Source organism: Serratia sp. PL17 (assembly GCF_017832355.1).
Lineage (GTDB): Bacteria > Pseudomonadota > Gammaproteobacteria > Enterobacterales > Enterobacteriaceae > Serratia.
The window spans coordinates 707452-732836 of the sequence record NZ_JAFIBY010000001.1; the positions used below are offsets into that span (position 1 = coordinate 707452).

Annotated in this window: 26 protein-coding genes; 21 read left to right on the forward strand and 5 right to left on the reverse strand. The window is 53.6% G+C overall.

The window, feature by feature from the left end:
• Positions 1 to 244: 244 nt before the first annotated feature.
• Positions 245 to 1207, forward strand: a complete 963-nt coding sequence (gene rluC / locus JOE25_RS03385; protein ID WP_209632727.1) for a 23S rRNA pseudouridine(955/2504/2580) synthase RluC — start codon at positions 245 to 247, stop codon at positions 1205 to 1207.
• An 8-nt stretch (positions 1208 to 1215) separates the two neighbouring features.
• On the opposite strand, the gene JOE25_RS03390 is transcribed toward rluC, so the two are convergent.
• The gene (locus JOE25_RS03390; RefSeq protein WP_209632728.1) at positions 1216 to 1797 is read right to left on the reverse strand and encodes a nucleoside triphosphate pyrophosphatase; all 582 of its coding nucleotides are present in this window, start codon (positions 1795 to 1797) and stop codon (positions 1216 to 1218) included.
• A 141-nt stretch (positions 1798 to 1938) separates the two neighbouring features.
• On the opposite strand from JOE25_RS03390, the gene yceD reads away from it, so the two are divergent.
• The 14 genes from yceD to ptsG all read left to right on the forward strand — a co-directional run bounded on the left by yceD (position 1939) and on the right by ptsG (position 14268).
• Positions 1939 to 2460 carry a 23S rRNA accumulation protein YceD gene (gene yceD / locus JOE25_RS03395; protein ID WP_037423869.1) on the forward strand — a complete coding sequence of 174 codons (522 nt, stop codon included), beginning with the start codon at positions 1939 to 1941 and terminating at the stop codon, positions 2458 to 2460.
• 16 nt (positions 2461 to 2476) lie between these two features.
• On the forward strand, positions 2477 to 2644 hold the full coding sequence (gene rpmF, locus JOE25_RS03400; protein WP_004943042.1) for a 50S ribosomal protein L32: 168 nt from the start codon (positions 2477 to 2479) through the stop codon (positions 2642 to 2644).
• Positions 2645 to 2655: 11 nt separating this feature from the next.
• Positions 2656 to 3690, forward strand: a complete 1035-nt coding sequence (plsX, locus tag JOE25_RS03405) for a phosphate acyltransferase PlsX (RefSeq protein ID WP_209632729.1) — start codon at positions 2656 to 2658, stop codon at positions 3688 to 3690.
• A 6-nt stretch (positions 3691 to 3696) separates the two neighbouring features.
• Entirely contained in the window at positions 3697 to 4650 is a 954-nt protein-coding gene (locus JOE25_RS03410; protein ID WP_037423865.1) for a beta-ketoacyl-ACP synthase III, read from the forward strand.
• 16 nt (positions 4651 to 4666) lie between these two features.
• Entirely contained in the window at positions 4667 to 5596 is a 930-nt protein-coding gene (gene fabD / locus JOE25_RS03415; protein WP_209632730.1) for an ACP S-malonyltransferase, read from the forward strand.
• Between the two features lie 11 nt (positions 5597 to 5607).
• Positions 5608 to 6342, forward strand: a complete 735-nt coding sequence (gene fabG / locus JOE25_RS03420) for a 3-oxoacyl-ACP reductase FabG (RefSeq protein ID WP_020826338.1) — start codon at positions 5608 to 5610, stop codon at positions 6340 to 6342.
• Between the two features lie 154 nt (positions 6343 to 6496).
• Positions 6497 to 6733 carry an acyl carrier protein gene (acpP, locus tag JOE25_RS03425; RefSeq protein ID WP_004719003.1) on the forward strand — a complete coding sequence of 79 codons (237 nt, stop codon included), beginning with the start codon at positions 6497 to 6499 and terminating at the stop codon, positions 6731 to 6733.
• 81 nt (positions 6734 to 6814) lie between these two features.
• Positions 6815 to 8056, forward strand: a complete 1242-nt coding sequence (fabF, locus tag JOE25_RS03430) for a beta-ketoacyl-ACP synthase II (RefSeq protein WP_209632731.1) — start codon at positions 6815 to 6817, stop codon at positions 8054 to 8056.
• A gap of 176 nt (positions 8057 to 8232) precedes the next feature.
• Complete coding sequence (pabC, locus tag JOE25_RS03435; RefSeq protein ID WP_209632732.1) at positions 8233 to 9030, forward strand: aminodeoxychorismate lyase; 798 nt, start codon at positions 8233 to 8235, stop codon at positions 9028 to 9030.
• A gap of 13 nt (positions 9031 to 9043) precedes the next feature.
• A complete protein-coding gene (mltG, locus tag JOE25_RS03440) occupies positions 9044 to 10069 on the forward strand; it encodes an endolytic transglycosylase MltG (protein ID WP_209632733.1) in 1026 nt (341 codons plus the stop codon).
• The gene (gene tmk / locus JOE25_RS03445; protein WP_209632734.1) at positions 10059 to 10697 is read left to right on the forward strand and encodes a dTMP kinase; all 639 of its coding nucleotides are present in this window, start codon (positions 10059 to 10061) and stop codon (positions 10695 to 10697) included. The genes mltG and tmk overlap by 11 nt, the downstream gene beginning before the upstream one ends.
• Positions 10697 to 11704: a DNA polymerase III subunit delta' gene (gene holB / locus JOE25_RS03450; protein ID WP_209632735.1), complete on the forward strand. Its 1008-nt coding sequence runs from the start codon at positions 10697 to 10699 to the stop codon at positions 11702 to 11704. The genes tmk and holB overlap by 1 nt, the downstream gene beginning before the upstream one ends.
• A gap of 15 nt (positions 11705 to 11719) precedes the next feature.
• Positions 11720 to 12496, forward strand: a complete 777-nt coding sequence (locus JOE25_RS03455; protein WP_209632736.1) for a metal-dependent hydrolase — start codon at positions 11720 to 11722, stop codon at positions 12494 to 12496.
• A 338-nt stretch (positions 12497 to 12834) separates the two neighbouring features.
• Positions 12835 to 14268 (forward strand): PTS glucose transporter subunit IIBC, encoded by a 1434-nt coding sequence (ptsG, locus tag JOE25_RS03460; RefSeq protein ID WP_209632737.1) that lies wholly within the window; start codon positions 12835 to 12837, stop codon positions 14266 to 14268.
• A 172-nt stretch (positions 14269 to 14440) separates the two neighbouring features.
• Here ptsG and JOE25_RS03465 read toward each other — a convergent pair whose 3' ends face one another.
• The gene (locus JOE25_RS03465; protein WP_209632738.1) at positions 14441 to 14689 is read right to left on the reverse strand and encodes an ogr/Delta-like zinc finger family protein; all 249 of its coding nucleotides are present in this window, start codon (positions 14687 to 14689) and stop codon (positions 14441 to 14443) included.
• A gap of 48 nt (positions 14690 to 14737) precedes the next feature.
• Positions 14738 to 15889: a phage late control D family protein gene (locus JOE25_RS03470; RefSeq protein WP_209632739.1), complete on the reverse strand. Its 1152-nt coding sequence runs from the start codon at positions 15887 to 15889 to the stop codon at positions 14738 to 14740.
• A gap of 152 nt (positions 15890 to 16041) precedes the next feature.
• On the opposite strand from JOE25_RS03470, the gene JOE25_RS03475 reads away from it, so the two are divergent.
• The 6 genes from JOE25_RS03475 (at position 16042) to JOE25_RS03500 (ending at position 21745) form a co-directional block, all read left to right on the forward strand.
• Positions 16042 to 17223, forward strand: a complete 1182-nt coding sequence (locus tag JOE25_RS03475) for a phage tail sheath subtilisin-like domain-containing protein (RefSeq protein WP_209632740.1) — start codon at positions 16042 to 16044, stop codon at positions 17221 to 17223.
• Positions 17224 to 17739 carry a phage major tail tube protein gene (locus JOE25_RS03480; RefSeq protein ID WP_209632741.1) on the forward strand — a complete coding sequence of 172 codons (516 nt, stop codon included), beginning with the start codon at positions 17224 to 17226 and terminating at the stop codon, positions 17737 to 17739.
• A 65-nt stretch (positions 17740 to 17804) separates the two neighbouring features.
• Positions 17805 to 18104 (forward strand): phage tail assembly protein, encoded by a 300-nt coding sequence (locus JOE25_RS03485; protein ID WP_209632742.1) that lies wholly within the window; start codon positions 17805 to 17807, stop codon positions 18102 to 18104.
• Positions 18105 to 18136: 32 nt separating this feature from the next.
• Positions 18137 to 18283: a GpE family phage tail protein gene (locus tag JOE25_RS26655; protein ID WP_198639845.1), complete on the forward strand. Its 147-nt coding sequence runs from the start codon at positions 18137 to 18139 to the stop codon at positions 18281 to 18283.
• A complete protein-coding gene (locus JOE25_RS03495; protein WP_209632743.1) occupies positions 18273 to 21239 on the forward strand; it encodes a phage tail tape measure protein in 2967 nt (988 codons plus the stop codon). The genes JOE25_RS26655 and JOE25_RS03495 overlap by 11 nt, the downstream gene beginning before the upstream one ends.
• Before the next feature lie 14 nt (positions 21240 to 21253).
• The gene (locus tag JOE25_RS03500; RefSeq protein WP_209632744.1) at positions 21254 to 21745 is read left to right on the forward strand and encodes a phage tail protein; all 492 of its coding nucleotides are present in this window, start codon (positions 21254 to 21256) and stop codon (positions 21743 to 21745) included.
• 78 nt (positions 21746 to 21823) lie between these two features.
• On the opposite strand, the gene JOE25_RS03505 is transcribed toward JOE25_RS03500, so the two are convergent.
• The gene (locus JOE25_RS03505; protein ID WP_209632745.1) at positions 21824 to 22984 is read right to left on the reverse strand and encodes a phage tail protein; all 1161 of its coding nucleotides are present in this window, start codon (positions 22982 to 22984) and stop codon (positions 21824 to 21826) included.
• A 27-nt stretch (positions 22985 to 23011) separates the two neighbouring features.
• Positions 23012 to 25381 carry a hypothetical protein gene (locus tag JOE25_RS03510; RefSeq protein WP_209632746.1) on the reverse strand — a complete coding sequence of 790 codons (2370 nt, stop codon included), beginning with the start codon at positions 25379 to 25381 and terminating at the stop codon, positions 23012 to 23014.
• Positions 25382 to 25385: the final 4 nt, after the last annotated feature.

The following is a 25385-nucleotide window of genomic DNA, read 5'->3' on the forward strand; positions in this document are numbered from 1 at the left end:
GACAAATTTTATAATTCCACAGTTTTCCCTGTTTAACGAGAATCAACGTGGAAAGTAAACACATTATTCCACTGCTGATACGGTTATAGCAAGGTGACTTTTCCTTAACTGCGGAAGAAATCGCAAACGTTCAAACCGGCTTGCTGCCTTATTGTCCGCCAAGGTTTCCCCCACAGTCAGAGAGACAGTTAAGCACATAAAAAGAAGTGGCGCTATTTACGCGCTCTATTTAGAATCCTGCTCCATGAAAACGAACATTCCTGCAGTACAATTAATCACGATTTCCGATGACGAAGCTGGTCAACGAATCGACAACTTTCTGCTTGCTCGCCTCAAAGGCGTGCCGAAGAGCATGATTTACCGCATCGTGCGCAAAGGCGAAGTACGGGTCAATAAGGGGCGCATTAAGGTTGAATATAAACTGGCGCCTGGCGACATCGTACGTATACCGCCAGTGCGGGTAGCCGAGCGTGAAGATACCCCCGTTTCCGCCAAGCTGGACAAAGTCGCCGCATTGGCAGATTGCATTCTGTATGAAGATGATCATCTGTTGTTGCTGAACAAACCCTCAGGTACTGCCGTACACGGTGGAAGCGGCCTGAGTTTTGGCGTGATCGAAGCGTTGCGCGCGTTGCGTCCTGAAGCGCGCTTCCTGGAACTGGTGCACCGATTGGACCGTGACACCTCGGGTGTATTGCTGGTGGCGAAAAAACGTTCTGCATTACGTTCACTGCACGAACAGTTGCGGCTGAAAGGGATGCAGAAAGATTATCTGGCCTTGGTACGCGGTCAATGGCAGTCGCATTGCAAAGCTGTTCAGGCACCCCTGTTGAAAAACATTTTGCAAAGTGGCGAGCGCATTGTGCGTGTCAACAGCGAAGGCAAACCGTCGGAAACGCGCTTCAAGGTGGAGGAACGTTTTGAGCATGCAACGCTGGTCAAGGCTAGCCCAATCACTGGGCGTACCCATCAGATTCGTGTTCATGCCCTGCATGCCGGGCATCCGATAGCCTTTGACGATCGCTATGGCGATCGTGAGTTCGATCGCCAATTGGCAGGTACCGGGCTTAAGCGTCTGTTCCTGCACGCGGCTGCGCTACGTTTCGAACACCCGGGCACCGGCGAGACGATGCGTATCGAAGCGCCAATGGACCAAGAGTTACGCCACTGCCTGCAGGTATTGCGCAAGCAGTCAAAAGCCCAGTAAACCGTGTTTTATGCCAGCGGGTTGATACCTTCAGCCCGCAGCATCTCTAACAGTGAGATCAGTGGCAGACCAATCAACGCATTCGGATCCCGTCCTTCCAGTTTGTCGAACAATGCAATCCCCAAACCTTCGCTTTTAAAACTGCCTGCACAGTTGAGCGGTTGTTCAAGGCGCACATAGGTGGTGATTTCAAGGTCGCTCAATGTACGAAAATGCACATGGAAAGGTTCGCATATTGCTTGCAGGTGGTTATTGCGGCTGTTGTATAACGCCAGGCCGGTATAAAAGGTGACCGTTTTGCCACTGGCCTGACGCAACTGTGTGCGGGCGTTGTCCTCGGTGTGTGGTTTTCCGGTGATTTTTCCATCGAGCACGCAGACCTGATCGGAACCGATAATCAGAGTGTCAGGGTAGGCGAGGGCCAATGCTTGAGCCTTCGCGGCCGCCAATCGTAGCACCAGCGCCTCTGCGGTTTCTCCGGCCTGCGGGGCTTCATCGACGTGCGGTGCGGCACAGATAAAAGGCAGATGCAGCTTTTCCAGCAGCATCTTGCGGTAGCTCGAGGTGGAGGCAAGGAGTAGTCTCTGCATAATTTTTTTCGTAAACCGTAGCGTAAATAGAGTGGGCATTTTAAACTGTCCGCCGCTGAGGAAGCGAATATTGGTGAAAGGTGCCGTTTTACGGCCTTTTTCTTTGACTCTATGTCGTTACAAAGTTAATATGCGCGCCCTATGCAAAAGGTAAAATTACCCTTGACCATTGATGCGGTACGTACCGCTCAGAAACGATTGGACTATGTTGGTTCCTATTCGCCTGAGCAGGTTACACGTGTCGCCGCCTCTGTGGTCAGTGTGGACAGTGATGTTGAGGTCTCGTTATCTTTTAATATCGATAACCAGCGCCTCGCGGTGATAACAGGGCATGCGGACGTCCAGGTAATGCTGATGTGCCAACGCTGTGGAGTTCCGTTCGAGCATCATGTACACACAACATATTGTTTTAGCCCGGTCGTCAATGATGAGCAGGCTGAGGCATTACCGGGAGCGTACGAGCCGATCGAAGTCGATGAGTTTGGCGAAGTCGATCTGTTGGCAATGATTGAAGATGAAATTATTCTTTCACTGCCTGTCGTCCCGGTACATGAATCTGAACACTGTGAAGTGTCCGAAGCGGACATGGTCTTTGGCAAACTGCCTGCAGAGGCGGAGAAACCAAACCCATTTGCCGTATTAGCCAGTTTAAAGCGTAAGTAATTAAGGAGTAAGGTCCATGGCCGTACAACAAAATAAACCAACCCGTTCCAAGCGTGGCATGCGTCGTTCACACGATGCCCTGACCACCACCACTTTGTCTGTTGATGCGACTTCCGGTGAAACTCATCGTCGTCACCACATCACTGCCGACGGTTTCTACCGCGGTCGCAAGGTTATCGGCTAAGTAGCGGTACCTTGACTCGTCTAACCCTGGCGTTAGATGCAATGGGCGGGGACTTCGGTCCCTGCGTCACAGTGCCTGCTTCATTGCAGGCACTGGCCTCTAATTTACAGCTTCATCTTCTGCTGGTCGGCAATCCCGACACCCTCTCTCCTTTACTTGCCAAAGCCGATCCAGTTCTTCTGGAACGTTTGCAAGTCGTGCCCGCTGAATCAGTGATTGCCGGCGACGCCAAACCCTCACAAGCGATACGCGCCAGCCGTGGTACTTCTATGCGCGTTGCGCTTGAATTGACCAAAAATGGTGATGCGCAAGGCTGTGTCAGCGCGGGTAATACAGGTGCGTTGATGGGGTTGGCGAAAATGCTGATTAAGCCGCTGGACGGTATTGAGCGCCCTGCACTGATGACGGTGATCCCGAATCAGTTAGGCGGTAAAACCGTCGTGTTGGATCTCGGTGCCAATGTCGAATGCGACAGCACCATGTTAGTCCAGTTTGCGGTGATGGGCGCGGTGATGGCCGAAGAGGTCGTGGGGATTGCGCAACCACGCGTGGCGCTGCTGAATATTGGTGAAGAAGAAACCAAAGGCCTGGATAATATCCGCGAAGCGGCCGCCGTGCTAAAAAATACGCCGGCAATCAACTATATTGGTTACCTGGAAGGCAACGATCTTCTCACCGGTAAAACCGATGTGATGGTTTGCGACGGCTTTGTGGGTAACGTCACCCTGAAAACCATGGAAGGGGTGGTAAGAGTCTTTTTATCGCTACTGAAGTCATCCGGAGACGGTGGCAAACAGGCGTGGTGGTTAAAATTGTTAGGCCGTTGGTTGCAAAAGCGGGTGGTAAAGCGGTTCGGCCACCTGAACCCCGACCAGTATAATGGCGCATGTCTGTTAGGATTGCGCAGCACCGTAATCAAGAGCCACGGCGCTGCGAACCCACACGCGTTTGCAGTTGCAATCGAACAGGCTGTGCAGGCGGTGCAGCGGCAAGTCCCTGACAGGATTGCTGCGCGCCTTGAAGCTGTATTACCTAAGAGTGACTGATCGTACATGTATACAAAGATTCTCGGTACGGGGAGTTATTTACCCGTACAAGTGCGCACCAACGCTGACCTAGAAAAAATGGTGGATACCTCTGACGAGTGGATCGTCTCACGTACGGGTATCCGTGAACGCCGTATCGCCGCTGCTGACGAAACCGTTGCGACGATGGGCTTCCATGCGGCTGAAAAAGCGCTGGAAATGGCTGGTGTGGCTAAAGAAGATATCGGGTTGATCGTAGTGGCTACCACTACCTCGAGCCACGCATTCCCAAGTTCTGCCTGCCAGGTGCAGCAGATGCTTGGCATTAAAGACTGTGCCGCCTTCGATCTGGCCGCAGCCTGTGCCGGTTTTACCTATGCGTTGAGTGTCGCCGATCAGTACGTTAAGAATGGCGCGGTTAAACATGCATTGGTGATCGGCGCGGATGTGCTGTCGCGCACCCTGGATCCGCAAGATCGCGGCACTATCATCCTGTTTGGTGATGGTGCAGGTGCAGTTTTGCTGGGGGCCTCAGAAGAGCCTGGCATTCTTTCGACCCACCTGCATGCCGACGGCAGCTACGGTGGCCTGTTGACGTTACCGTTCAAGGATCGTCAGGAGCAGGACAAACCGGCTTACGTCACTATGGCCGGTAATGAAGTATTCAAAGTTGCGGTTACCGAGTTGGCTCACATCGTTGATGAAACGTTGCAGGCTAATAATCTGGATCGCAGCGCGCTGGATTGGTTGGTACCACACCAGGCCAATTTGCGCATTATCAGCGCAACGGCGAAAAAACTGGGTATGGGGCTGGATAAAGTGGTAGTGACGCTCGATCGTCACGGTAACACTTCTGCCGCCTCTGTCCCTGCAGCGCTCGACGAAGCGGTGCGTGATGGGCGGATCCAGCGCGGCCAACTGGTGCTGTTGGAAGCCTTTGGCGGCGGCTTTACCTGGGGCTCGGCGCTGGTTCGTTTCTGATTAACAGGAAGAAAAAATGACGCAATTTGCTTTTGTTTTTCCAGGTCAGGGGTCACAGACTCTTGGCATGCTGGCCGATTTGGCCGCTGAATATCCGATTGTTGAAGCGACCTTCAACGAAGCTTCTTCCGTCCTGGGTTATGACCTGTGGCAACTGGTGCAGCAAGGGCCAGCGGAAGAGCTGAACAAAACCTGGCAGACGCAGCCGGCACTGCTGGCCGCCTCCGTGGCAATTTTCCGCGTCTGGCAGCAACAGGGCGGTAAAATGCCTGCAATCATGGCCGGCCACAGCCTGGGTGAGTACTCGGCGCTGGTGTGTGCGGGCGTGTTGGATTTCCAGGCGGCAATCCGTCTGGTTGAGCTGCGCGGCAAACTGATGCAGGAAGCGGTACCGGAAGGCACGGGGGCGATGTCCGCCATTATCGGTCTGGACAACGCCGCGATCGCCAAAGCCTGTGAAGAGTCTGCCCAAGGGCAGGTTGTGTCCCCGGTGAACTTTAACTCTCCGGGCCAGGTCGTTATTGCCGGCAATAAAGAGGCGGTTGAGCGTGCAGGGGCTGCTTGTAAAGCCGCTGGCGCCAAACGTGCATTGCCGTTGCCGGTGAGCGTACCTTCGCACTGTGCACTGATGAAACCGGCGGCGGACAAACTGGCCGTTGCGTTGCAAGAAATCACGTTCAGCGCGCCGCAGGTTGCAGTGGTGAATAACGTCGATGTGCGCACCGAAATCGATCCTGAAGCGATCCGCAGTGCGCTGGTACGCCAGTTGTACAGCCCGGTACGTTGGACCGAGAGCGTTGAGTTTATGGCAGCAGAGGGCGTTACGTTGTTGCTAGAGGTTGGCCCGGGTAAGGTTCTGACCGGCCTGACTAAACGTATTGTTGACACCCTGACAGCAGCGGCCGTTAATGACACCGCCAGCCTGTCAGCGGCGCTTGAGCAATAAAGAGGAAAACAATGAGCTTCGAAGGTAAAGTTGTTCTGGTCACCGGCGCTAGCCGGGGTATTGGCCGGGCTATTGCAGAAACGTTTGTGGCACGCGGCGCTAAAGTGATCGGCACCGCCACCAGTGAAAGCGGCGCTGAGGCTATCAGCAGCTACCTGGGTGCAAACGGCAAAGGGTTTGCGTTGAACGTGGTTGATGCTCAATCTATCGACAGCGTTCTGGCATCTATTCGTGCTGAATTTGGCGAAATCGACATTTTAGTGAATAATGCCGGCATTACGCGTGATAACCTGCTGATGCGTATGAAGGACGATGAGTGGCAGGATATCCTGAACACCAATTTGACTTCCGTATTCCGTCTGTCAAAAGCGGTAATGCGAGCTATGATGAAAAAGCGGTTTGGCCGGATCATCACCATCGGTTCCGTAGTTGGTACCATGGGGAACGCAGGGCAGGCTAATTACGCGGCGGCTAAAGCCGGTTTGATTGGCTTTAGTAAGTCTTTGGCACGTGAAGTTGCTTCACGTGGCATTACAGTCAACGTCGTGGCACCTGGCTTTATTGAGACGGACATGACACGGGCGTTGACAGATGATCAACGTGCAGGCATTTTGTCATCAGTTCCAGCCAATCGGCTGGGGGATGCTAAAGAAATCGCCAGCGCTGTTGCATTTTTAGCCTCTGACGAGGCTGGCTACATCACCGGTGAAACGTTACATGTCAATGGCGGCATGTACATGATTTAAAAAATGCGAAAACTATTTGCGTTATTTGGGGTAAAAACCGCAGAATAGCGTAAAATCGTGGTTTGACCAGCCGGGATTTAGTTGCATCTTTTTCAACATTTTATACACTACGAAAACCATCGCGAAAGCGAGTTTTGATAGGAAATTTAAGAGTATGAGCACTATCGAAGAACGCGTTAAGAAAATCATTGTTGAGCAATTGGGTGTTAAACAGGAAGAAGTTTTAAATAACGCTTCTTTCGTTGAAGATCTGGGTGCTGATTCTCTTGACACTGTTGAGCTGGTAATGGCACTGGAAGAAGAATTCGACACTGAGATTCCAGACGAAGAAGCTGAGAAAATCACTACTGTTCAGGCAGCTATTGATTTCATCAACGCTAGCCAGCAGTAAGAGAACATATCTAGGCGGTCACTCGACCGCCTAAGTTTTTTCTATCCCTAGTGTTATTTTTTCCCTCCTTGGAGGACAAACGTGTCTAAGCGTCGAGTAGTTGTGACCGGACTGGGCATGTTGTCTCCTGTCGGCAATACGGTAGAGTCCACATGGAACGCTCTTCTTGCCGGTCAGAGTGGCATCAGCCTGATCGACCATTTCGATACTACTGCCTATGCAACGCGTTTTGCTGGCTTGGTAAAGAATTTTAACGTTGAAGATTTCATCTCCCGCAAAGATGCGCGCAAGATGGACGCCTTCATCCAGTACGGTATCGCTGCCGGCATGCAAGCTATGCAGGATGCTGGGCTAGATATCACCGAGGCTAACGCCACCCGCATTGGTGCCGCTATCGGCTCCGGTATCGGCGGCCTGGGTTTGATTGAAGAGAATCACAGTTCACTGGTTAACGGTGGCCCACGGAAAATCAGTCCGTTCTTTGTGCCGTCAACCATCGTTAACATGATTGCAGGCCATCTGACTATCATGTACGGCATGCGTGGCCCGAGCATTTCGATCGCCACCGCCTGTACTTCAGGTGTGCACAACATTGGCCACGCTGCGCGTATCATTGCTTACAATGATGCCGACGTGATGCTGGCCGGTGGGGCAGAGAAAGCCAGTACCCCATTAGGTGTCGGCGGCTTTGGCGCAGCACGCGCGCTGTCGACTCGTAACGAAGATCCTCAAGCCGCTAGCCGCCCTTGGGACAAAGACCGTGACGGTTTTGTTCTGGGTGATGGCGCTGGCATGATGGTGCTGGAAGAGTACGAGCATGCTAAAAAACGCGGCGCCAAGATTTATGCTGAAGTTGTTGGCTTTGGGATGAGCAGTGATGCTTATCACATGACGTCACCACCTGAGAACGGTGCGGGCGCTGCGCTGGCAATGGAAAATGCGTTGCTTGATGCCGGTGTGACCACGTCACAAATCGGTTATATCAATGCGCACGGTACTTCAACGCCGGCTGGCGATAAAGCCGAAACGCAAGCAGTGAAATCGGTATTTGGCAGTGATGCACAGCGCGTGTTGGTCAGCTCGACCAAATCGATGACCGGCCACCTGTTAGGTGCTGCGGGTGCGATTGAGTCAATCTTCACCGTACTGGCATTGCGTGATCAGGCCGTACCACCAACCATCAACCTGGATAATCCAGATGAGGGTTGCGATCTGGACTTCGTTGCACATGAAGCGCGTCAGGTGAGTGATATGCAGTATACGCTGTGTAACTCCTTTGGCTTCGGCGGCACCAACGGTTCATTGATCTTCCGCAAGGTGTAATACCTCTGCTGGCAGTCGACAAAAAGCCCGGTTTTTTAAACCGGGCTTTTTTTATGGCGCAGAAACGCGACTCGGAAAACTCTGCTTGCCGGTACCTTTGCTCAATAGCAAGCTGCTGCTAACGACATCGGTGCCTGTTATTCTGTACAGAAAGCTACAGTGGCCAGGGGGAGACTATGTACTGGATTAATGGACATCAGCACGATGCGCTCGCGCCAAGCGATCGCGGTTTGCAGTTTGGTGATGGCTGTTTCACTACCGCTCGGGTGACGGACGGCAAAATCGACTTATTGCCTTGGCATATCGAACGCCTACAGCTGGCGGCGCAACGGCTAATGTTGCCTGTTTGCGACTGGGATGCATTAGAACGTGAAATGGTGCACGCCGCAGAATCTATTTCTCTGGGTGTGGTCAAAGCGATACTGACGCGAGGCAGCGGTGGGCGAGGTTACAGTCCACAAGGGTGTGAAAATCCCACGCGTATCGTCTCCCGCAGCACTTTCCCTTTGCACTATCTGCAATGGCGTGAACAGGGTATCAGCCTGGCGCTGAGTCCGGTCGCACTGGCGCGCAACCCGCTGCTGGCAGGGCTGAAACACCTAAATCGTTTGGAGCAAGTGTTGATCCGCACGCATCTTGACCAGACGGCTGCCGACGAGGCGCTGGTGCTTGACACTGCGGGTATGCTGGTGGAATGCTGTGCGGCTAATTTGTTCTGGCGTAAGGGAAAAGCGGTGTTTACGCCAGATTTGAGTCAGGCCGGCGTGGCCGGGCTGATGCGTCGCCGGGTCATTGAGTTGTTGGCGGACAGTGGCTACAGGTTGCATTGCGTCAGCGAGCCGCTCGAAACGCTGGCCGACGCGGATGAAGTGCTGGTGAGCAATGCATTGATGCCATTGTTGCCGGTAAATATCGCGCAATCATGGCGTTATCCGTCACGCGAACTCTATGATTTTTTGCGCCCACATTGTTAACGATGGCTGATTGATGAAGAAAAGAAAGCTGAAGTTCGTTTCTATTACGCTTGTTCTGGTGTTAGGCCTGCTGTTTTGGGGGTATCAGAAGGTTGAACGTTTTGCTGATACCCCGCTGGCCATCCAGCAGGAAGCCATTTTTAAATTGCCGGCGGGCACCGGACGGGTTGCATTGGAAGGGCTGCTGGTGCGCGATAAGCTGATCCGCAATGGTACGTGGTTCCCGTGGTTGCTACGTCTGGAGCCACAGTTGGCGGAGTTTAAAGCCGGAACCTACCGTTTTACGCCGGGGATGACCGTGCGCCAGATGCTTAAATTGCTGGCCAGCGGTAAAGAAGCCCAGTTTAGTGCTCGCTTTATTGAAGGTTCTCGCCTGCGTGACTGGCTGACGGTGCTGCAACAGTCCAAATACCTCAAACATACGCTGGCAGGGAAAAGTGAGGCGGAGATCGCCGTGGCTTTGGGGATGCCTGAAGGCAGCAACCCAGAAGGGCGCCTGTACCCCGATACCTACTCGTACACCGCCGGCATGAGTGATTTGGCCTTGTTGAAACGTGCCCACCTGCGAATGACCAAGGCATTGGACGAAGCCTGGCAGGGGCGCGATACCACTCTGCCGTACAAAACGCCTGAAGACCTGCTAACCATGGCCTCAATCATTGAGAAAGAGACGGCTGTGCCGGAAGAGCGCACCAAGGTGGCCTCGGTGTTTATCAACCGCCTGCGCATTGGCATGCGTTTGCAGACAGATCCAACGGTGATCTACGGCATGGGCGATGGTTATAATGGCAACATTACTCGCAAAGATTTAGAAACGGCGACACCCTATAACACTTACGTGATCAACGGATTGCCGCCAACGCCGATTGCCATGCCGGGCCAAGCCTCGCTGGAGGCCGCGGCCAACCCGGCGAAGACGCCCTATTTGTACTTTGTTGCCGACGGCAAGGGCGGCCATCAATTTACCACTAACCTGGCCAGTCATAATCAGGCAGTGAAAGCCTATCGCCAGGCGTTAAAGGAAAAGAATGAAAAGTAAATTCGTGGTTATCGAAGGCCTTGAGGGCGCGGGTAAAACGACCGCGCGCGACACAGTCGTTAGCGTATTGCGCGAACATGGTGTCAACGAGATTGTCTTTACCCGTGAACCTGGCGGCACACCGTTGGCAGAGAAGCTCCGCGACCTGTTTAAACGTGGTGTGGACGGTGAGCTGCCAACGATCAAGGCCGAAGTGCTGATGCTGTATGCGGCCCGCGTACAGTTGGTGGAAACGGTAATCAAACCGGCGATGGCGCGTGGCGCGTGGGTCGTTGGCGATCGACACGATTTGTCTTCGCAAGCCTACCAGGGCGGCGGACGCGGGGTTGACCAACAATTGATGGCCTCGCTGCGCGAGACGGTGTTGGGGGATTTCCGCCCAGACTTGACGCTTTACCTGGATTTACCGCCATTAGTGGGCTTGCAACGCGCGCGCGCGCGCGGTGAGCTGGATCGTATCGAGCAAGAAGCACTGCCGTTCTTTGAGCGTACCCGCGCACGTTACCTGGCGTTGGCTGCGCAGGACGAGTCCATTGTCACTGTTGATGCTTCTCAATCGTTAGAGCAGGTAACCGCGGCGATTCGGGGTTGTGTCAGCCAATGGCTACAGCAGCAGGAAGGCGCGTAATGAACTGGTACCCGTGGCTGAATACGCCTTACCGGCAGTTGGTCGGGCAATATGCTGCCGGGCGCGGTCATCACGCATTGCTGTTACATGCTGCGGTAGGTAACGGTGAAGACGCATTGGCCTATGGCCTGAGCCGCTGGTTGATCTGTCAGCGCCGTAACGGTGAGAAAAGCTGCGGTGAATGCCATAGCTGCCGGCTAATGCTTGCAGGGAATCACCCGGACTATCACGTGTTGACGCCAGAAAAAGGCAAAAGCAGCCTGGGGGTGGAACCCATCCGTCAGGTGATTGAGATTCTTTATTCCCATGCGCAGCAGGGCGGAGCCAAGGTTATCTGGTTACCGCAGGCGGAGTTACTGACGGAAGCTGCCGCTAATGCCTTGTTGAAAACGCTGGAAGAACCGCCGGAAAAAACCTATTTCCTGTTGAGTTGCCGTGAGCCATCACGTTTGCTCGCGACGTTGCGCAGCCGTTGTTTGTACTGGCACCTGGCTAGCCCAGATGAGCAACTCAGCCTGCAATGGCTCAACCGCCAAACACCGGGTAATCAGGTTGATCTCCTGACTGCCTTACGTTTGCACGATGGCGCGCCGCTGGCTGCTGAACAATTGTTGCAGCCGGAACGTTGGCAGCAACGTGGAGCACTGTGCGCCGCGCTGCGTACAGCACTGCCACAGCGTGACATGTTGTCGTTGTTGCCGGTGTTGAACCACGAAGACGTCGCAGAGCGGCTACACTGGTTATGCGCGTTGCTCGTGGATGCCATGAAATGGCAGCAAGGTGCAGCAAGTTTCGCACTTAACCAGGATCAACAACCGCTGGTGCACCAACTGGCCAGTTGCTTGAGCAGCACCTCGCTGCAGCAAGTGGTGCAACAGTGGCTTAATTGCCGTCATCAGTTGCTCAGCGTGGTTGGCGTTAATCGCGAGCTGCTGCTGACCGAACAGTTACTCAGCTGGGAGCAAATGCTCGACGTGACCGGCTATTCTCATCCTCATTCGCTGTAAAGAGCTAAAAATATTATGTTGTTAGTAGATTCTCATTGTCACCTTGACGGCCTGGATTACCAAACACTGCACCAAAACGTAGATGACGCGCTGGCAAAGGCCAAGGCGCGCGACGTTGGCTATGTGCTGGCTGTCGCGACTACGCTGCCCGGCTATCAAGCGATGACGCAGTTGATCGGCGCACGCGACGACGTGGCGTTCTCCTGCGGTGTACACCCGCTTAATCTTGAAGGCGGTTATGATTACGCTGAACTGCGTCGTCTGGCGGCGGCAGAGCAGGTCGTAGCACTGGGTGAGACTGGGCTGGATTACTTCTATCAGAAGGACAATCTAGAACTGCAGCAAGCGTCGTTCCGCGAACATATTCGTATCGGTTGCGATCTGAATAAACCGGTCATTGTGCATACCCGTGATGCGCGTGAAGACACGCTGGCGATCCTGCGGGAAGAGAATGTCCAGAACTGTGGTGGTGTGCTGCATTGTTTCACCGAAGATTGCGCTACCGCAGAAGCCTTGTTGGATCTGGGGTTCTACATTTCATTTTCTGGCATCCTGACCTTCCGCAACGCCGAACAGTTGCGTGATGTGGCGCGTTACGTACCGCTGGACCGCATTCTGGTGGAAACCGACTCCCCGTATCTGGCTCCTGTGCCGCATCGTGGCAAAGAGAACCAACCTGCCTATGTGCGCGATGTGGCTGAATACATGGCGGTATTGAAGGGCGTGAGCCTGGAGACGCTGGCCGAAGCTACCACCGCCAATTTTTCACGCTTATTTCACATCGACCTCTGATCTTTGGCCTAGGCTATAGCTGTAGTCATCGAATCCGGAATTTTTTTTAAGCTCGTAATTAATCATCGAAACGGGTAATGTTCCCACCCGTTTTAGGACGAGGTGCGGGCGTTTTTTCCTCTTTTTTGCCAAAAAATAGGCAATTTAAGAAAAACACCCGGTTTTGTTCATCGAAACGTGACTGTCATCAAACATTGCGCAGCCTATTTATTTTACTCTGCGTAAAAATTCAAGGGGTGCTCAGACACCCTGAATTGCAGGGGTTTTTTCTCCCCCCCTTGCAACGCGAAGAATCGCGGAAAGTAGCAAAGCACTATTACTCAGGAGCACACTCAACTATGTTCAAGAACGCATTTGCAAACCTGCAAAAAGTAGGTAAGTCGCTAATGCTGCCGGTGTCCGTATTGCCTATCGCAGGTATCCTGCTGGGCGTCGGTTCCGCCAACTTTAGCTGGCTACCTGCGGTAGTCTCCCACGTGATGGCGGAAGCCGGCGGTTCCGTTTTCGCCAACATGCCGTTAATTTTCGCCATCGGTGTTGCCCTTGGCTTCACCAATAACGATGGTGTATCCGCACTGGCTGCAGTGGTGGCTTACGGCATCATGGTGAAAACCATGGCGGTGGTTGCACCTTTGGTGCTGCACTTGCCGGCTGAAGAAATCGCGGCCAAACACCTGGCAGATACCGGTGTACTCGGGGGGATTATCTCCGGCTCCATCGCGGCCTATATGTTTAACCGCTTCTTCCGCATTCAATTACCGGAATATCTGGGCTTCTTTGCCGGTAAGCGCTTTGTGCCGATTATCTCCGGCCTCGCGGCAATCGTTCTGGGCGTAGTATTGTCCTTCATCTGGCCTCCAATCGGTACGGCTATCCAGACCTTCTCCCAATGGGCGGCGTATCAGAACCCCGTAGTGGCGTTTGGTATCTACGGCGTGGTTGAACGTGCGCTGGTGCCATTCGGTCTGCACCACATCTGGAACGTACCGTTCCAAATGCAGATCGGTGAATACACCAACGCAGCAGGTCAGGTGTTCCACGGCGATATCCCACGTTATATGGCGGGTGACCCGACTGCGGGTAAACTGTCTGGTGGCTTCCTGTTCAAAATGTACGGTCTGCCTGCTGCCGCGATTGCCATCTGGCACTCAGCCAAGCCGGAAAACCGCGCTAAAGTCGGCGGTATCATGATCTCCGCTGCGTTGACCTCGTTCCTGACCGGTATCACCGAACCGATCGAGTTCTCCTTCATGTTCGTTGCGCCGATTCTGTACGTAATCCACGCCATTCTGGCGGGTCTTGCGTTCCCGATCTGTATCCTGTTGGGTATGCGTGACGGTACCAGCTTCTCGCACGGTCTGATCGACTTTATCGTACTGAGCGGCAACAGCAGCAAAATCTGGCTGTTCCCAATTGTGGGTATCATCTACGGTCTGGTGTACTACACCATCTTCCGCGTGTTGATTGCCAAGCTGGATCTGAAAACCCCAGGTCGTGAAGACACGGCTTCTGAGCAGGTTACTCAGGGCGGTTCTGAAATGTCTGCGGCGCTGGTTCAGGCCTTCGGCGGTAAAGAAAACATCACCAACCTGGATGCCTGTATCACTCGTCTGCGCGTTAGCGTGGCAGACGTGAGCAAGGTTGACCAGGCTGGCCTGAAAAAACTGGGGGCTGCCGGCGTTGTTGTCGCAGGCTCTGGCGTTCAGGCTATCTTTGGTACCAAATCTGATAACCTGAAAACGGATATGGACGAATACATCCGTAACCATTAATTCAGGCAGGGGAGTTTTAAGGGAGGCGAAAGCCTCCCTTTTTTATTGGTTTTAATATTGATTTGTAAGTGTTTTTTATTTTTATTGTCCACATTAAGACCTTTGTTTTCAGGCTGTGGATCTCTACAGTCATGAAAATAAATGATAAAACCCCGCGCATAGGCGGGGCGGGTCACAGTGATAGATTGAGTTGATCGCGCCCATAGTGGGATGTGGGGAAGGCGTCCTGCGGGATAAAGTCGGGCGGTAACACATCACTAGGGCCGCGCTTGGTTACCAATTTTTCAACGCTATTTAGTGTCGTGAACGTGATGCTACATTCGAAATTCTGACATTGGTGATATTGCCGTATTGTCATTTCACTGAGACGGCGACTGGTACGCGTGCGAGCGACGGCACCGCAGATTGGGCAAACAAACATGATGGCCTCCCATGGCGGGAGTTGAACTCCCTGACATTATGGCCGTCATTATCCACTTTCTGCAATCCATTCGGGTATTTTTGCTTCAAACTCAAGTCGAGTGGTAAAGCCGTTTCCATCAATAGAATGACTTGCCCTGGCGATAATCCAATCCTGATTATCGATATCCGTTTTAAATCCGGTAACAGTGCCGTGCATTTCAGGGTATAAATCGGCACGGCCGTAGGCCAGCGTGAGAGTAAATTCAGCAGCCCCGCGTTTTAGCTGTTGCCACTTTGCAGCAGCGGCTCGTTTTGCGGCTATTTCGTTATTGTAGGTTTTGCGCAGCACATAAACATTACCGTCCTCGCCGTCAAGATAATCACCTTCACGGTTGCTGCTACGTTCCACCTTCTTTTTCTCAGGTTTGCGTTTTTTTACTGTGACTTTCTTCTTTTTCCCAAACTCCAGATCCAGCCAATAAGCGCGCACCCCCGTATAGGCGTCGCGGTCTGCGATACGGAACGAATGGCGGTCGCCGCTGCTGCGGGTGATGGCGAACGAAGGTAATGCTTTACCGGTTGCACTGATGCCGCCACCGGGCAAGATAAACAGCAGGCTGCCGTTCTTCACCGTGGCGATGGCACCCAGCATTTCAGCCATGCGCGTCAGGAAAGACATATCACTTTCTTGCGTCTGGTCTGCGTGGTCGATCTCCAGTCCTATTAGCGACTCGGATATGATCGGTTTCAGGCTATACCGTCTGGCAATAGCAGACACTACTCGCTCGACCGTAACGTCATGCCAGGACACCTCACGCTTAACGTTAAACTCATCGCGAAAATCTGCACTGCGAGCGGTGATCGTCATGGTGTCTGGCGGCCCGGAGTGCGCCACTTCATCAACAATGAAAACGCCTTTGTAGACCAATGCCTCACCATGCCAGCCCAGCGATGCGGAAAGCTCAGCACCTCGCGGCGGCAGTTGGAGTTGGCCGTCACTGTCATCCACGGTGATCGTTAATTCATCCGCCTCAAAGCCGCGGTTGTCCGTCATTTCCAGTGACATTATCCGCTCATCCAATACAGCTAACGCCTTTCCGCCCAGCAATACGCCAAATGCTGGCACGCGGGACAACTCAGCCTGGTAATCCTTAATCGCCCCCGTTCCTTCATCCAGTAGTGATTTTGCCTTGTCGATTGAGTCTGTCATCAGTGCCATGGTTTACCCCTCTGACGCTGATGGTTTCATGCGCGCGCGATGGGGAAAACCGCGCGTTGTTGTCGCTGATGTATGACAACCGGCGTCACGTGTCGGGCCGACATTTTTCGGCGAATATTGCCCTGAACTCACAAGCATGATGGCGGTACAGTATGACCGACAATTTTTTTCATGGTGCACGCGTCAAGGAAAACACCGACCTGCAGACTGCGATCAATGACGTTGATTCAACGGTCATCGGTCTGGTCGCAGTTGCGGAAGATGCTGACGCTACCACTTTCCCCTTAAACACGCCGGTTTTGATCACGCGGGTTATCAGCGTGCTCGGCAAAGCAGGTAAAACCGGTTCCCTATACAAATCTCTGAAAGCCATTTCCGACCAGGTGAGCACGCGGGTCATCGTGGTGCGCGTGGCTGCTGCCGGCACAGAAGAGGGTGCGCCTACGCAATCCCAACTGATTATCGGCGGCTCCCAGGCTGACGGCAGTTATACCGGTATGTTTGCATTGCTGACCGCCGAGCAGAAAGTGGGCTACCGGCCACGCATTCTCGGCGTGCCAATGTATGACACTCAGGAAGTCACCGCTCAACTGCGAGTGATCGCCAAGCAACTGCGGGCGTTCTCCTACAGCTATTGTGATAGCTGCGAGACGATCGTCGAGGCAAAAGCCTATCGCGAGCAGTTCGCAGAGCGTGAAGGCATGTTGCTCTGGCCTAACTTCATCGCCTACAACCAGCTGTCCGGCGAAAATGAAGAGTTTCCGTCTGTGGCTTATGCGCTGGGGCTTCGGGCCAAGATCGACAATGAGCAGGGCTGGCATAAGTCACTGTCAAATGTGGCGGTCAGCAATGTGCTCGGTATTTCCAAAGATGTTTTCTGGGCGCTGCAGGCGGAAGATTCAGACGCCAACGAGTTGAATGCCAACGAGGTCACCACGCTGATTAAGCGTGACGGCTTTCGATTCTGGGGCAACCGCACCACGGATACGGAAAAGTACATTTTTGAGGTGTACACCCGTACCGCGCAGATCCTGGCAGATACGATTGCGGAAGCGCAGTTCACTACGGTGGATACCCCGCTAACGCCAGCCAACGTCAAAGATGTGGTCAGCGGCATTGATGCCAAGCTGCAAGGACTGGTCACCGCCGGCAAACTGATTGGCGCCGCGTGCTGGTTCGATATCGTGGATAACCCAACGACAGGTATTCGTCAGGGTAAGGCGGTAGTGCGTTACAACTACAGCCCGGTGCCGCCGCTGGAAGATTTGACCATGATCCAGACCTTCACCGATCAATACTACGAAGCGGCCTTTGCGTCGCTGGGAGGGGCATAAGTGGCTATCCCTAAGAAACTTCGGCTGTTTACGGTGTTTATCGATGGCACCAATCACATCGGCAAAGTTCCCAGCGTCACCTTGCCAAAGGTCACCCGCAAAACTGAGGATTATCAGGGCGGGGGGATGCTGGGTGCGGTAGCGGTGGATCTCGGCCTGGATGGCGGCGCCCTGGACGCATCCATGGTAGTCGGCGGCGTTGTTGAGGAACTGATCCTTAAATACGGCGGCGATATTGACGAAATGCGTCTGCGCTTTGTTGGCGAAATCTACAGCGGCGGTACCAGTTCGCTGATGGAAGTCGAGATGCGCGGCCGTATCACCGAAATTGATCCCGGTGAAGCCAAGCAGGGCGACGATACCAACCACACCTATGCCATCAAAAACACCTATTACAAGCTGTCGGTGGATGATAAGGCATTGCTGGAAATTGACTTGCTGAACTTTATCTATAAGCGCAACGGGGCAAACCTGTACCCGGACCGCATCACTTCAGCGCTTGGTATGGGTAGCTGATAGCGCCGTCTTAGTCCTTAACTTATTTTGAAGGCGGCACATGCTGCCGCCTGGAGAACTTTACAATGTCAGTCACTCTCACCACCCCGATTAAACGCGACAACAAAGAAATCAGTACTGTCGTTATTACCGATACCATCAAGCAGGCAGGCTCCCTGCGCGGTCTGCGCCTGGTCGATGTGCTCAACTTCGATTATGACGCTATTTCAACACTGTTAACCCGCGTGACCTCGCCGGCTTTGACCTCGCTGGAAATTTCCACGCTGGATACAGGCGATTTTGTTTCGTTCATCGAAGAGTTGACGCCTTTTTTGACCAAAGCGGCGCCGTCCGTACCGGGCGTGGCGGAGACGGAGAGCAAGTAAGGGAACCTCTGTTTTCAACCGTTGACGATCTTATCGCTGACGTAGCTGTAGTTTTTCACTGGCCGCCCTCCGAGATGTACGGCATGGAGCTGCGCGAGCTGATGGCCTGGCGCCAGCGCGCCGCCATCCGCAGCGGCAACCATGACGATGAAGACGAAGAGGACGACCATGGATCTTAGTATTCGCGTCGCGTTCAGCGCGATCGACAAACTTACCCGCCCGGTTAACGCCGCCAGCAAAGCAGTTGGCGGCCTTTCTGACTCCCTCAAGAAAACCCAAAGTGCCGTTAAAGACCTGGACAAACAGGCTGCCAGCTTCGATCGCCTACGTACTCAGGCCAACGACACTGCGCAAAAAATTAACCGTGCGAAACGCGAATTTACCGGCCTGAATCAAGTGGTGCGGGAAGGCGGACAACTTACCGACGCCCAGGCGGCGCACCTGGAAACCCTGCGCGGCAAACTCTCCCGGTTGACGCAAACCTACAGCCTGCAGACCGCCAAACTGCGTGATGCCGCTCAGGCGGTGCGTCAGCACGGCGTAAACCTGTCGGCCGGCAGCGGAGCGGTGCAAAGTGCCATCCGGCGCACTGAACAGTACAACCAACAGCTGGAGCGCGAACGGCACCAACTCGCCGCCGTCACTCAGGCGCAAGCCAGATATTCCCGCGCTAAAGATACTGCTGGCAAGTTGCGTGGCTCAGGCATGGGAATGGCTTTAGGCGCCACGGCTGCAGGCTATGGCGGCGGACGGTTCCTGGCACCGGCCGTGGGTTTTGATGCGGAAATGTCGCGCGTTCAGGCGCTAACACGGCTTGATAAAAATTCCTCACAGTTAGGCGATTTGCGCGCCCAAGCTAAAAAGCTTGGCGGTGAAACTGCGTTCACTACCCGCGATGCCGCCAGCGGTCAGGCATTCCTGGCAATGGCAGGTTTTACGCCGCAGGCAATTCAGGCTGCGTTGCCTGGCGTGCTCAACATGGCGTTGGCTGGCGGTATGGATCTCGGCGAGTCCGCGGATATCAGTTCGAACATCCTTTCTCAGTTCCGCCTTGATCCTAAGGAAATGGATCGCGTCAGTGATGTGCTGACGGGAGCTTTTACCCGCACCAATACCGACTTGCAGAACATCGGCGAAGCGATGAAATATGCCGGTACGGGGCTGTCTAACCTCGGTGTCAGCGTTGAGCAGACCACGGCCATGATCGGTGTGATGGCTAACGTGGGCTTGCGGGGAAGTATTGCGGGTACGGGCCTGCAAACGACCTTCTCGCGTTTGGCTGCCCCTACGGGGAAAGCAAAAGCCGCGTTGAAAGAGCTGGGTGTTACGGTTGCTGATGCCACCGGTAAGATGCGACCGGCTGAGGTTGTTCTGTCCGACCTCTACAAAAAAATCAAGAAATACGGCGATACCGATCAGCTCTCCTTCTTCAAAGATATTGCCGGTGAAGAGGCCGCAAAGGCATTCCAATCGCTGGTACTGTCTGCCGGCAGCGGCGAACTGCAGAAGCTGCTGAGTGATTTGAAAAAGGCTCAGGGCGAAGCGTTGAAAGCCGCGAAGGTGATGGCTGACAACCTTGGTGGTGATCTGAAGAACCTGGATTCAGCCTGGGAAGGGTTCCGCATTCAGGTAGAAGAAACTGCTGACGGACCGCTGCGCAAGCTGACGAAAGGGCTGAGTGAGGCGATTACCGCTGCGAGTGAGTGGGTGAAATTAAACCCACGGTTGGCGCAGTCGATTCTGTTGGTTGCCAGCGCGCTCATTGCCCTAGTAGCTGCGTTGGGGATCGCCAGTATTGCGACCGGCTTACTCATTGGCCCGCTGGCTAAGTTGCATCTTGGTTTTACGGTACTCACTGGCGGACGGGGCCTGAAGGGGACTATCGATATGTTCCGCGGACTCGGTGGGGCGTCCGGTGTTGCTTTGACCAAAATTGGCGGTTGGTCTCGCATATTGGGCTCGTTATCGGGTGGTTTCCGCGGTTTGACAGGTCTGCTGATGCCGCTACGCGGTATGTTGATGGGCATTTTCCTGGCCCCGGCTGCTGCTCTCGGCTCGCTCACGAGAGGCGTAGCCGGCCTAGTCTTAAGGTTGAGTGGCTTGCCGGCTATTTGGGGGCTGATCACCGGTGCCGTTTCTGTTTTGGGTGGGGTGCTGTCCTTCTTACTTAGCCCGATCGGATTGGTGGGAGCCGCTTTCGTGGCTGCTGGCGTGCTTATCTGGCGTTACTGGGAGCCGATCAAAGCCTTTTTTGAAGGTTTTGGCTCAGGGGTTATGGAGGCGCTGGCGCCACTGCGCGAGGCATTTGCCCGAGTTGCACCGATTTTTGGTGTGATTGGTGATGCAATTGGGCGTGTGTGGAATTGGTTTACCAAGCTGCTATCACCGATGCAGGTCAGCAAAGAGACGCTGGATAAATGCGCCAGCGCCGGAGAGACGTTTGGCCGGGTGTTAGGTACTGCGCTGCAAGTTCTGTTGTATCCGCTCACGAAGCTGATGGATGGCGTGGGGTGGTTGCTGGAAAAGATGGGGCTGATCCCAGATGCAATAGAGCAGGCGCGACGCAAAGCTGAAAGCTTACGTAACCAACCTGTGATGTGGGAGTGGGATCCCCAGCAGAAAAAAATGGTTAAGAAGGGGTGGAATTGGGCGGGCCCGGGTCTACCTACGGGGGCGGCCACAACAGATCCTAAGCTGGGGACACCGCCGCCCGTATTGACCGGTGACACTGGCACGCAACGCCGACTGAATGAAATAGCCGGCAGCACCAAGGCCACCGCGGACAATACCAAAGCCGCAACGAAACGGATCGGCCCTGGGGATATTGTCTTTAAAAATCTTCCGCAGGCACTGGCGCTGCGTGGGGCGTACCAAGAGGCGCGCGTCATGCCGCAGCCTGTATCACGTGTTGCGGCGGCCAGCGGCGGGGTGCTCTCGGTACCTGCTGCGACGCAGCCGGCCGCGATGACGCCGGTTTCCGCGTCCGGTGGTGGGGCGCCCATCTTCCAATTGATATTCAACGATGTGGGCAAGCGTTCGGATCAGGAACTGGAACGCATCGCCCGTAATGCTGTACGAGACGCGATGGCCAGCACAGCCAGAGGTAACCGCGGGTCATTCCGCGATCGAGATTAACGGAGGACAAAATCATGATGATGGTTTTCGGGATGTTTGTTTTTACGCTGCGCACGCTCCCGTATCAGCAATTGCGCCATTCACAGGAGTGGCGCCACGTGAAGAACGAGCGCATTAACCAGTCAGCCGCCTGGCAGTACATTGGTTCGGGAGAGGAAAGCATTACGCTTGACGGTGTTTTATACCCTGAAGTCACCGGCGGTGGCGTATCGCTGTATACGCTGGAGACTATCGGCTATGCCGGGCGCCCCTGGCCGCTGATTGAGGGTGACGGCCGGATCTACGGTATGTATGTCATGACGCGGCTGGAGCGAGGGAAGTCAGAATTTGACCGCTATGGAAATGCGAAAAAAATTGAGTTCACTATCAGCCTGAGCCGGGTCGATAGCGATTTCAGGGAGAAACTGCAAACAACATCCGCCAGCGACGTGCTGGGCGATCTACGCACCAGCGCAACCAAGGCGATTAACTCAGTGTCTGATTCGGTAAATGGTCTGTTCGGCTGATGCATAGCGCTGAATGACTGTACTGCAGGTAAAGAAAAAGCCCCGCGAGGGGCTTTCTTGTCGTTGATTAATGGGCTTTTACGCCACTCTGCGCCAGCACATTTGAAACATATGGCTTTCCACGATACTGATTGCCTGGCCTTGGCCTAATCGTTCGGTTTCTCCTGATACGGGGTGGCTATGTGGGCCTAATTCCATTTCGTGATTATGCTCGCCACCCTCATCGGTATCACCTTCTGCGTATGGGTCGAAGAACACACGGTTATTGCCCCCTAGCTCGTAGTTACTATTGCGTTGAGGTACACCGTGATGAACGTGCTTGCCGCCAAGTTTTGTTCTTTTCGTTCCAAGGTCGGTTTCACTAGCCGTTCCGGACACTTTGACTTTCTCGGCGGGCAGGTTAGATCTCGCAAGGGTTACTGTATCGCTGCCGCCGATTTTCCCGACGTTTGATCCGTCCCTTTTAGCAATGCGGACTGTTCGATCTTCGCCGGTATACTCCCATGTTGACCAGCTCCACAGCGTGTTAGGGTTCACGTTCTCGAAGAAAAACAGACTGAGTCCGATGGGGTGTGAAATCTCCCACGCCTGGCGCACGGCAGCCGCGATGGCGGCTTTAATTGCTTTCGGCGTTGCGGCCAGTTTTTCACTGTCGCTGTTTGTGGCACTGCTCAGTTGCGTGAACCCTTTCCCTTTCAATGTCGCATCAGGGTGATTTGTCGACTGTTCATGCTGACTTAATGCCTCATCTGTATAGTCTTTAGTCTCATTTCCTACCTTGATGACGTCTTCTACGGTGGCAACAATGATGCCCGGATCGGCAATAAGCTCTACGCTTGACGTACTGCTAACCGCAATCCACACCCGCAAGACGCTGACTCTCCCGGAGCCTTCTTCCAGCAATGGCTTGTAGGTTTCTGGCATGTTCGCCATCACAATGCAGGTATCACTGTCATCGAATATTGCAATTTCGCGCATGGTAAATCCGCCCACATTCGGGGGAATTATCATCTCGGCTTCAATAATATTTTTATCACTATCAACAATTTTTAGGCTGTTTAAATGAGAGCGATAGCATTCATTTATCAGCCCTTCATGCCGTTTTTCTGGCATAGACAAATTACCGCCACTGTCCCCTACTGCCATTTGTGTGAAAGTGACCTTATTCCCGTTGAGGGCAGCGTCAGCGATTTTCTCTTCCCCGGCAGAGGTGATCAAAGCGGTGTATTTTTTTTCCATGGTGCGCTCCAATATCCCGTTTAGGGGTTAACTCAATAAGTCTTTTATTTCATCATCCGGCTCCGGAAGATGGGCGCCCATGCTTTTCATCGCCTTCTTCATGACGGTTGCCGTGGCGTAATGAACAGACCAAAGCAGCTCCGTAATCCGTAGCCTGTACTCGGCACCGGCGGGACGGTATGCCTGAATTAACTCTCGACCGGCCTCTACGCGCTCTTTGATAATGAGCTTTTTCTCTGGCTCAGCCTCTGAAACAATCACGCCATTTTCTACAACGGCCGCTCTGGCAGGCTTGATGACAGAAATCTCGTCCTCTGCCTCCCATTCACGCCAGATTTCTTGCTCCTCCGGCCACGCGTCATGACCAAATGAACCGTATTTTTTCCATTCATCCTTTCCGACATATTTGTCAAATATTGCGATGCAATCTTGCACAATGGGGCCTGCATGCCAGCGGGCCTCATCGCCTTCTTCTTCAACGCGCGCAATCCATTTCCAAAATCCCGGCAGCTCGCCGATAAAGTAATACGCCAAGATTTCTTGCTCGTTAAACACCCGTTTCCCGTATTTTAATGTCCCATCGGATACTGTGGTGGGGGCATTTTGGAAATAACCGCCGCGCCACGGGTAGGCTGGCGTGCCGCAATCCAGCTCTTTTGAAATACGGTTGGTGAATCCCGTCGGTGTTAACATGACACCCGTAGTGAGGTTGTTGAGGTAAACAACGTTTGCATATCCCTTCAACGATGAACCGCGGCTGTCAAAACCCCAGCGTCGTATCGCATCCTCCAGCCTGCCATTATCTGGCACTGTCAAAAAATTAAAGCCTTTAGCATCTTCTTCACGGATTGCCACGAACAGACTGTCAGTGCCCGGACCTCGTACTCTCCCCATATACGGGAATGATCCGTTTATCATTCTGTCGGCCGCGTTAGGGTCGTATAGCGCCGGTTTACAGTCCGCCATTGTTGGATCGGTAAAATTACCAAATGGGCCGCCACGGTTGCTGAAAATAAACGTGGCGGGAACGCCCAGACGCGGTGGTACGGGCGCGTCAATAGTCATTGTGCCGTTGTAGTAAATTAAATCACCGTGAACATGCCACCAACTGTCGTCGGTGCATTTCAGTATGAAGTCCCCTTCACAGGTCATGGTTCCGAATGAGTTATCGCAGGTGAGGTTTTCTATATCCAATAACTTGCAACCCGGCCCACCAAAAGCACGAATGTCGAAACGGCTGTGATAAATATGTCCCCGGCGTCCAGCAGGGATATCTGATTTCATGCCAGAACCGCTATTGATTGGGTTGACCGGGTCTATATACATCTGCATTTGACACGAAATAAACTCAGTGCCATGAAATGAATTATCGCCATCCGTTATTTTGAATATCGCAGAATGTCGGCAGTTATGTAAACGCCAACCAATAAATCTATTGAATTCCGTAAAGCTTTTTTCCCGCTTATTATGAAACATGACTGCCGCATACATGTCTGTCGCAATGCAGTTATAACTCAGCGTCCCGCAAGAATCCCGGTTCTCATAAGCAATACCCATTCCGCGCGATGACGGGTGCGCGATAAACGTAATGCCATCGATGCCGCGAGACGTAAAGGAGCCGGAACCGCCTGTATTTACGATGCAGGTAGTCTCAGCCTCGGGAGATTTAACGAAAAACCGCGCCAGACCTTGCCCCACCGACACCAGCCTGACACCCCGTGCACCGGCCTGTGAGTTGTCGCCTTCGAAATCAATACCACCGAGATTTATGGGGCCGGATTGGGTTCTGTCGAGGAAATAATCATACCCTGCGGGGACGTGGACTTCTAAACAACCATTTTCCTTTGCTTTTTCTACTGCATTAATGATGGCCGGTAAGTCGTTAGTCCCGATCCCTGTTTCAGGGTTGTAGTCTCCCCGCGCACCCTCGGCGAAGATGCTGACATGCTTAATGGCATCACCGACGGTGCCGCCCCGCTCAAGGGCAACCATATGCCCCCCAGTGTCGCGGCTGCCCCGAGCCAGACTCTGACGCAAGGGGGCATCAGACGTATACGCCCAGGCCCCGGCACCAATGCCGCCTGTGGTTTCCGGCGTTGAAAAAGGCGGGATGACTTTTGGCACCGCCCCGGTCCAGACCAATCGGTAATTCCCATGGATAACTTCGTCCAGGGGCGATTCAATAATAGCGCCGTCAGTGAAGTATTTATTGGCGCTGACCTTTCCCGATAGCGCATCGTCAATTTCTTCCGTTTTTCCCTTCAAGAAATCCGTTCTGCTTTCGAGTTGTTTTATCGGGCGGTTACTCGCGCCATCCTTCCCGCCCAGGACTTTCTCAGCGCGTGAAATCAGATTGATTGATTCTTCCCATTCTGGTGTTTTATTAATGTCTGACATAAAA

Bases quoted from the DNA above. Each gene is read 5' to 3' on its own strand.
- JOE25_RS03465 (WP_209632738.1), bottom strand. From the start codon at position 14,689: ATGTTTGTTTGCCCAATCTGCGGTGCCGTCGCTCGCACGCGTACCAGT.
- tmk (WP_209632734.1), top strand. From the start codon at position 10,059: ATGAAAAGTAAATTCGTGGTTATCGAAGGCCTTGAGGGCGCGGGTAAA.
- acpP (WP_004719003.1), top strand. From the start codon at position 6,497: ATGAGCACTATCGAAGAACGCGTTAAGAAAATCATTGTTGAGCAATTG.
- mltG (WP_209632733.1), top strand. From the start codon at position 9,044: ATGAAGAAAAGAAAGCTGAAGTTCGTTTCTATTACGCTTGTTCTGGTG.
- JOE25_RS03500 (WP_209632744.1), top strand. From the start codon at position 21,254: ATGATGATGGTTTTCGGGATGTTTGTTTTTACGCTGCGCACGCTCCCG.
- JOE25_RS03455 (WP_209632736.1), top strand. From the start codon at position 11,720: ATGTTGTTAGTAGATTCTCATTGTCACCTTGACGGCCTGGATTACCAA.
- JOE25_RS03470 (WP_209632739.1), bottom strand. From the start codon at position 15,889: ATGGCACTGATGACAGACTCAATCGACAAGGCAAAATCACTACTGGAT.
- JOE25_RS03475 (WP_209632740.1), top strand. From the start codon at position 16,042: ATGACCGACAATTTTTTTCATGGTGCACGCGTCAAGGAAAACACCGAC.
- JOE25_RS03390 (WP_209632728.1), bottom strand. From the start codon at position 1,797: ATGCAGAGACTACTCCTTGCCTCCACCTCGAGCTACCGCAAGATGCTG.
- JOE25_RS03485 (WP_209632742.1), top strand. From the start codon at position 17,805: ATGTCAGTCACTCTCACCACCCCGATTAAACGCGACAACAAAGAAATC.
- fabD (WP_209632730.1), top strand. From the start codon at position 4,667: ATGACGCAATTTGCTTTTGTTTTTCCAGGTCAGGGGTCACAGACTCTT.
- JOE25_RS03410 (WP_037423865.1), top strand. From the start codon at position 3,697: ATGTATACAAAGATTCTCGGTACGGGGAGTTATTTACCCGTACAAGTG.
- holB (WP_209632735.1), top strand. From the start codon at position 10,697: ATGAACTGGTACCCGTGGCTGAATACGCCTTACCGGCAGTTGGTCGGG.
- rluC (WP_209632727.1), top strand. From the start codon at position 245: ATGAAAACGAACATTCCTGCAGTACAATTAATCACGATTTCCGATGAC.
- JOE25_RS03495 (WP_209632743.1), top strand. From the start codon at position 18,273: ATGGATCTTAGTATTCGCGTCGCGTTCAGCGCGATCGACAAACTTACC.
- pabC (WP_209632732.1), top strand. From the start codon at position 8,233: ATGTACTGGATTAATGGACATCAGCACGATGCGCTCGCGCCAAGCGAT.
- JOE25_RS03510 (WP_209632746.1), bottom strand. From the start codon at position 25,381: ATGTCAGACATTAATAAAACACCAGAATGGGAAGAATCAATCAATCTG.
- fabG (WP_020826338.1), top strand. From the start codon at position 5,608: ATGAGCTTCGAAGGTAAAGTTGTTCTGGTCACCGGCGCTAGCCGGGGT.
- rpmF (WP_004943042.1), top strand. From the start codon at position 2,477: ATGGCCGTACAACAAAATAAACCAACCCGTTCCAAGCGTGGCATGCGT.
- JOE25_RS03505 (WP_209632745.1), bottom strand. From the start codon at position 22,984: ATGGAAAAAAAATACACCGCTTTGATCACCTCTGCCGGGGAAGAGAAA.
- ptsG (WP_209632737.1), top strand. From the start codon at position 12,835: ATGTTCAAGAACGCATTTGCAAACCTGCAAAAAGTAGGTAAGTCGCTA.
- yceD (WP_037423869.1), top strand. From the start codon at position 1,939: ATGCAAAAGGTAAAATTACCCTTGACCATTGATGCGGTACGTACCGCT.